The sequence below is a fragment of the Lysinibacillus sp. PWR01 genome (genome assembly GCF_043359455.1).
Taxonomy (GTDB): domain Bacteria; phylum Bacillota; class Bacilli; order Bacillales_A; family Planococcaceae; genus Lysinibacillus; species Lysinibacillus fusiformis_F.
Genome location: NZ_JBHERJ010000103.1, coordinates 1 through 6,859 on the forward strand (window position 1 = coordinate 1; position 6,859 = coordinate 6,859).

General features: G+C 27.7%; 4 protein-coding genes and 1 tRNA gene. 4 read left to right on the forward strand and 1 reads right to left on the reverse strand.

All coding sequences use genetic code 11. The annotated features are described in order from the left end of the window. Nucleotides 1-214 precede the first annotated feature (214 nt). From ACEVFT_RS24585 to ACEVFT_RS24595, 3 genes are all read left to right on the forward strand, one after another. A complete protein-coding gene (locus tag ACEVFT_RS24585) occupies nt 215-1,015 on the forward strand; it encodes a Hachiman antiphage defense system protein HamA (RefSeq protein ID WP_393951554.1) in 801 nt (266 codons plus the stop codon). Beyond that, nucleotides 978-3,365, forward strand: a complete 2,388-nt coding sequence (locus tag ACEVFT_RS24590) for a DEAD/DEAH box helicase (protein WP_393951555.1) — start codon at nt 978-980, stop codon at nt 3,363-3,365. Before ACEVFT_RS24585 ends, ACEVFT_RS24590 begins: the two co-directional genes overlap by 38 nt. Nucleotides 3,366-3,781: 416 nt before the next feature. Beyond that, nucleotides 3,782-4,798 (forward strand): HNH endonuclease, encoded by a 1,017-nt coding sequence (locus ACEVFT_RS24595; protein ID WP_393951556.1) that lies wholly within the window; start codon nt 3,782-3,784, stop codon nt 4,796-4,798. Nucleotides 4,799-5,223: 425 nt separating this feature from the next. On the opposite strand, the gene ACEVFT_RS24600 is transcribed toward ACEVFT_RS24595, so the two are convergent. Then, complete coding sequence (locus ACEVFT_RS24600; protein WP_393951557.1) at nt 5,224-6,165, reverse strand: hypothetical protein; 942 nt, start codon at nt 6,163-6,165, stop codon at nt 5,224-5,226. A gap of 377 nt (nt 6,166-6,542) precedes the next feature. Between ACEVFT_RS24600 and ACEVFT_RS24605 the strand changes: the two genes are divergently transcribed. Beyond that, a tRNA-Arg gene (locus ACEVFT_RS24605) sits at nt 6,543-6,616 on the forward strand. The last annotated feature ends 243 nt before the right edge of the window (nt 6,617-6,859 follow it).

The following is a 6,859-nucleotide window of genomic DNA, read 5'->3' on the forward strand; positions in this document are numbered from 1 at the left end:
TTTATTTTGTGTGGATAATAAAAATAGAGAAGTATTGGAAACAAAGCGATAAAGAAAATTGGTAATTAAATTACAAATAAGTGAAAGATAGCTTAAGTAATAATATATATAATTTGGTATATTAGTTATATAATTGTATAAAATGGTGCGTTTATTTACCTATTACAAGGAATAAATAGTATTTAAATCTAATTAAATTAAAGAGGGTGAGAAGATGATTATTGGTTCAGAAATAGAAATGAAAAATGAAAAATTAAGTATACATTTTATTCAGTTGGAAGGACTAAATGAAATAATGATAGAGTATTTAAATGAAAATTTGAAGAAAGTATGTAAGGGAGAAAATTACGAAAATGAGATAAAATTTGTGAAAATTCAACTTAAGAAATTCTTTAAGAATAAGGATGAGAATAAAATACACGGTTCATTAGGTGAATTATTTGCTCATTTATATTTAAACTCAATTGATTTCCAACCAAAGTTTATGTTCCTAAATTTAGAGGAAAATTCTCTAAAGAAAGGGTTTGATGGTTTTTTTTATAAAGACGATAAAATTTGGTTATTGGATAGTAAGTCAGGTAAATATGATACACAAAATATTAGTCATAGAGGAAAAATTTTAGAAGCATTTCGAAGTTTGAAATCACAAGTTAAAGGAGAAACATCCAATAATCCGTGGGAGAACGCATACTCACACGCAAATTCAAGAGACATTAATTCAACACAAACTTTATTAAAAGCCATAAGGGGATTTTCAAATGATTATGAATTAGAAGAGTACATTGAATTAAAAAATCAAAATATAATACTAGCTTCAACAATCTATTGGTATGACACTTGGGATGAAAAAGAGTTTACTGAACTGTTATCCCAGTTGGATAAAATTGAGAATAATATTGAATATTCAAACCTTGTAATTTTCTGTTCAAATCAAAAGTCATATAAGGACTTTTTTGATTACTTAGAGGAGGAAGAAAATGCAACAGTCGGAAAAGCTTCAACTAACGTATCTTAGTAAAATAGATAAATTTGAAAGTACCTACAAAAAACTAATAGTTAATCAAGAATTATCTGAAAATGAAAAGACTTATCTTTTGACAATAGCTATATTAAGTATGAAAGTTTATGAGAATGATAGAAGAAATAAGAGTTATTTAGAATTTGGTTACTATATTATTTTAAAATACTCAATTCGATATGGGGATTATAGACCAATTTATGATTTTAGTAGTGATTTTGGATTTTATCCAATTGCAGAAGATATATTACGATTAGAACTGATTGAACCAAATATTAAAGATGTACTATTTCAAGTCGAGTTAGAAAAATTTAGGAATGGGTCATATATTGAAACTATTCATCAAAAGAATTTAAGAAATTCTTTTCGTGATGAAGAAAGAGAAGTAGCAATAATAGCCCCTACATCCTATGGGAAAAGTGAATTAATAGTAGAAAGTATAAAAAAAAATAATGAAACAAATAAAGTAGCTATAATTGTACCTACAAAATCTTTATTAGTACAAACATATTCATTAGTGAAGAAAAATTTCAATAATATAAAGATTATTTATCATGATGAAATGTATAGTGAAGACAGAAGGTTTATTGCAGTCCTCACACAAGAAAGAGCTTTGAGATTATTAGAAAAAGAAGATTTGTTCTTTGATTCTTTATATATTGATGAGGCTCACAATTTACTAGAAAAAGACAATAGAAATATTTTGTTAAGTAGAATGATTAGAATAAACAAAAGAAGAAACCCTAATGGGAGAATTTATTATTTTTCACCATTGATTGATAATTCAAATAAACTAAGAGTAGATTCCGAGCAAACAATATATGAAAAAAGGATTGAATTTAATCTGAAGCAACCTGAGTATTTTTTGAATTATAGTAATCAAATAGAAGTATATAACCGTTATTCAAACAAATTTTATTTTTACAATGAATTTCAGGGTGATTTCATTGATTACATTTTAAAATACGCTCAGAAAAAGAATTTTATCTATGTAAGAACACCAAAAAATATAGAAAAATTGGTTCGGGATTTATATGATAGATTAGACGATATTGAATTAGATTCGGATTTAGAAAAATTAATTCAAGACCTTAAATCCAGTGTGCATGAAAATTATTGGATGATTAATTTGATTTATAAAGGAATTTTGTATATTCATGGGAAAATGCCAGATATTCTAAAAGAATATTTAGAGTATAAATTTAAACAAAATAGAAAATTAAAGTATATTATTGCTAATAACGTCATATTAGAAGGTGTTAATTTACCTTTAGATAGTTTATTTATTTTAACTGTAAGGTCTTTATCAGAAAAAGAAGCTATCAATTTAATAGGTAGGGTAAATAGATTGAATAATATATTCAATCAAGAAACAAATAGTTTAGAAAAGCTATTACCTAAAATTCATTTTGTTGAAAATCCATATAATTCTACAAATATGAAGAGTTATATTCAAAGGCTTAGAAGTAATATTTTTGAAGAAAAAGTTAAAAATCCAACTTTAATAGATTATGAAATTCCTAAAGAAATAAATGAGAATGACGAAAATATTATTTATATTGAAAATTTTATTCTTGAGGAATATGAAGAAGAAAAAGATAAAATAGCGAAAATATTATATAAAAATGGTATTCATAACTATATTAATTATGATGAAAGATATATAGAAATATTAAATGTTAAATTAAAGTTATTTAAAATTGATGGCAAAGACATTATAGATATTATCAATGAGTTATTTATGGGAAATATTTTAGAAATTAAGCACGATTTAATTTATTATTTAAAAACATACGAGAATATAAGAAAATATTATAAAAATTTTATGAATGATAGTAATGTATACTCTTTGAAAGAATTTGTTGCTAAAAGATATGTCTATTATAAAAAAAGAATCGCTGGGAAGAATAGCATAATCTATATAGGAAATTCTTTCGGTGAAATTGATAAAGACGGAATGATAAATGATAATAGCAGATACAATAAATTTATAGATTTAAAATACAAAAACAATGAAGAACTAGTAAATATTATTTTGATAAAATTTAAATTAGATATGGATTTTATAAGTTATGATTTAAATTGTTTTGTTAATACGCTGTATGATTTAGGTGTATTAGGAGATGAAGATTTTAATATATTTACATATGGTACAGAAAATATTAAATTAATTGAATTACAAAGACTTGGTTTATCAAAGAGCTTAATAAATAAATTAAATGATAATAGCATGTTGGAATTTATAGTATTTAATGAATATAATAAATTGGAGATTGATGATAATTTCCGTAAATTTTATGAGGATTTATCAGAAATTGAAAAATTTGAATTAGATAAATTTTTATAATTTTATTATGTTATAAAAATAATAGGTTTTTTTAATCATTCAAATTAGCCATGTAAAGTTATATGACAAAGAGGGCTGTAATGTCTCTTTTTTTGTTCAACAATGAGTATAATAACATTATTTTAAGTGAGCAAATGTAAGTATAGAAGAAAGTTAGTGCAAGGTCACAAAGTGGTTTGTGAGCTTCCAGATGTAGGTGACTTAACAATTTAGTCAAGTGAGTTCCGATGAGTGTACAGAGTAAGCTCAAGCCTTGAGGGAGTAATAGAATAAGAGTAGCAAAGAAGTGGGATAAACTAAGTGTTTATCTCGTTTTTTTTATTATTTATCGATACCTGAAATAAAAGGTATAATTATAATAAGTAACTTGGGAATCTCAAAGAGCCATCTGAAGATTTGAAGGGGGTAAAGGTACGGTGGGAGAACAAAATAAACAATTACAAAATGAATTACATAAAGAATTATTAGAAGCAGCAAAAAGTGCTAAAAGTATTGGATACAATCCTACTAAATTTAATCAAATGATAGCAACCGAAGGTGGGTACACTGTTGCAAAAAAACTGATTCATAGAACTTCTACAGGGTTTGAGAAATTATGGGAACTTAACAGATTAGATTTATCAACTGAAGCTGTGATACTACAAAAGAAATACAGAACTTTGTTTACTAAAGAAGAGTTGGAGACTGCTAAAACTAGATTAAATGAATTTGGATATGAGGTAGAAAATATAAGTTTCGATTTACCACCTTTACAACCAAGTGGTCGAGAAAGAGAATTTAATGACTATGAAGACTATTTAAAAGCAAAAGTTATTTTTGAACATATTGGAAATGGTTTAACACATCGAGAGTTGGATGAGTCAGTTCTTAGTTTAGATAAGGACAAGAGCAAAGGACTTCAATCGATGAATATTCTTCATTATTTGGGGATGAAAGCTGATTATAAAGGGATTTTTAAAGGTAAAGATTTAATCGAAGTCCTAGATGTACTAACAGAGCAAGGAAAAGGTTTTGAAGAATCAGTTCGATTACTAACGCTTTTAGATGATGGAGATTTAATTAATAATATTAATTCTGGCCTTGAAGCTGAACAAGTAGAAGAAGGGTATGGTATAGAAGGGAATGTGAAATATTACTATGGTAAACGTTATGAAAGAGATTCTAAGAATAGAAGATTTGCGATTAAAAAGCATGGTTTAAATTGCTATGCATGTGGCTTTAATTTTGAGGAAATGTATGGGGAACGTGGAACAGATTTCATAGAGATTCATCATGTTAAGCCATTGAGTATTCTTGAAGAGGCAATAGAGGTTAATCCTGAAACAGATTTAGTTCCATTATGTGCGAATTGTCATAGAATGGTACATAGAAGAAAAGATGATGTATTAAGTATTGAGGAACTAAAGGAACTTATATTGGAGCATAGAAAATGAAGTTCATCTTTTATTCGAGTGGTCATGAAGTGTGTTAGAGCCAAACAGCAACTTCACAGTTCGAGTTGATACATTTATCACAAGAATGTCAAAACGTCATAGAGAACCATCTGACAAGGATTAAGAAAAGATGACAAAGAGCGGTAAACCTACCCCCGTACTTTCCGATATACCAAAAAATAGCATTTTAAGGAGAGTGTGTCCCGTTCCCTCAACACCAAAAGGGAAAGAAATCGAAACGATATGATAAAGAAAAGAGTGATTGTATATGGTCGTGTGTCTTCCTATTAAAAGTGACCTGTATCAACCACACGAATTGGGGGTTACTAACGAAACGACTAACCACATACTCGGTATTAACCCAAAAATGTTGTTCAACGAATCGAAAAAACCCTCCCACAATTCAATTTGTAAGAGGGTTTTTGTTAATTTTGCAAAACCTTAGTTTGCACTGCTTTTAAGAGTTTTAAATGAGTCTTATTTAATCCGTGTGTATTGTTTAGATTTTTTTTAAAATCACTGTTATCATGCATTGGTCGTAATAAGTCTTTTCTTTTAGAAACATAGCCGTTTAATATTAAAAAGTTATTTGTTAAAAAGACTCCATCTATATCTAAAACATATTCAATTAATTGGAAAAGTTTTTCAATATTTCTTGTTGTACTTTTAAAAGAATCGTTGAACATTAAAGGTAACTCTTGATGTGATAACGTTTGAAGCATTTTTAATAATTCAATGCTAAATGAGGGTTCCATACCGCTTTCTACATATACTCCATTGTCGTTCACAATATTATCATGTGATTTTGAGAAATCTATAATTTCTCTCTTTGTTTCATTTCCTAGATTAACTTTTGGATACCCTATACTTTTGTTTGACCAACTTCCAAGCTTTCTAAGAGCTGTTGAAGTAATAGGGTAATTGTTTAATAAGTTTAAATAGAGATTACGTTCATCTTTCAAGTCACAAACAAAAGGAATAGAGTTTAAATCTATATCGTTGAAAAATTGAACAGAGCTTGATGTTAATTCTTTAACAGCTCTTTCAGGAAGTGGTGGTTTATCGAATCCATATTTCGTCGAAGCCTCATAGGTACTTACTAGATTTTCAAATTCACTATTTCTAATTGCAACTACAACTAATGCTTTAATTTCTAATGAGGCATTAAAAGGTTCATAATGAGTTGCTTCTTCCAAACCAATTGTTAAAATAGCTCGTCTATTTTCGTTATCATTCCAAATGCTTAAAAGAGAGTATAATCGTGTGTTAATATCTTCACTGATAGAGTCAACCACAGTTACAGGTATTTCATAGGAAAGTAAAAATTTTCTTAAAACATCTTGTTCATATTTTTTCACAATGTCCATTGATTAGTCACTTCCTTTTAATGTATGTGATATTAATTGTATTATTTAATGAATCATAAGTGTAGCTGTATATTGCTGATTTTAAACATTATTTCCTATATTCGCGAATTACAACTACTGCTTTATAATTGAAAATACAAAGAACAAATTTAGATAGCGATTTAGATTAGTGGTAAGTATAAGAGAAAATTTATTATTAATAAGGATAATTTTTTATCTGATATGAAGATAAAACATAGTAGAGTATTTGTAAAAAATTAATTATCGTAACAATTGCTTCTAAGTAAATTTAAAAAATGTTATTCTTATGTATGATAAGATAATTTCGGTCTAAGAACGTAATTTGACCGAATCCCTAAAATCGTAAAATCTCAGTCGTCTCAGTAGCTCAGCAGGATAGAGCAACGGCCTTCTAAGCCGTCGGTCGGGGGTTCGAATCCCTCCTGGGACGTCAAGCAAAGCCTTACAGCCACAACGGTTGTAGGGCTTTTTATTTTTATACATTGATGTATAAATCTCCTGATGGTGCCCAAGAGGTGCCCAAATCACTTTTTTTCATCAAAAAGTTTATCAAAATGAGAACTAGCCCGTTGATCTGTTTCTTGTAAAAAGTGTAATAAAAAATTATTCTTATAATGAAACAGTATAATGTAGAAATTTGATTTTAACATAACACAAAGCCCAGATACTCATT